Source organism: Xanthobacter autotrophicus ATCC 700552 (assembly GCF_043194565.1).
GTDB classification, from domain to species: domain Bacteria; phylum Pseudomonadota; class Alphaproteobacteria; order Rhizobiales; family Xanthobacteraceae; genus Xanthobacter; species Xanthobacter autotrophicus_F.
On the sequence record NZ_JBAFVS010000082.1, the window covers coordinates 1 to 490 of the forward strand.

A 490-nucleotide genomic window follows, 5' to 3' on the forward strand; every position below is an offset into this window, starting at 1 on the left:
TCTTGCCCGCGTCATATCCGCAAACCCCGCCGCTTTCGGTGGTCTTGACGCTCTGGCTGTCGATGATGCCGGCCGTGGGCTGGGCTTGCTTGCCTTCGATCTCGCGCGCCGCCATCACCAGAAGCTGGTTGATCGTCGCCAGAAGGCCGCTGTCGCGCCAGGCGTAGAAATAGCTGCGCACGGTCGAAACCGGCGGAAACTCGCCCGGCAGCATGCGCCATGGGCAGCCGCTCGAAGCGATGAACAGGATCGCTTCCATAACATCGCGCATGTCCGTCGTGCGGGGGCGCCCACCACGCCTGGCACCGGGGATCATCGGCTCTACAATAGCCCATTCGCGGTCGGTCAGATCACTTGGAAAACGCAGGCGGTCACGGTTATGCTCAGCACGAGCGATATCGGTCCAGGCCATCGGAAACCCCATTTGATTCAGCACCAAACGGGAATCACAACCTGCTGATATCGCTCAACTCCTTTTAAATCTGGCTCT

The 490-nt window shown here is 60.6% G+C and carries 1 protein-coding gene; it reads right to left on the minus strand.

The genetic code is table 11. The features are described 5' to 3' along the window. On the minus strand, window positions 1–412 hold a 412-nt coding region (locus V5F48_RS25000; protein WP_394260650.1), incomplete at its 3' end, for an IS5 family transposase. Between the last annotated feature and the right edge of the window lie 78 nt (window positions 413–490).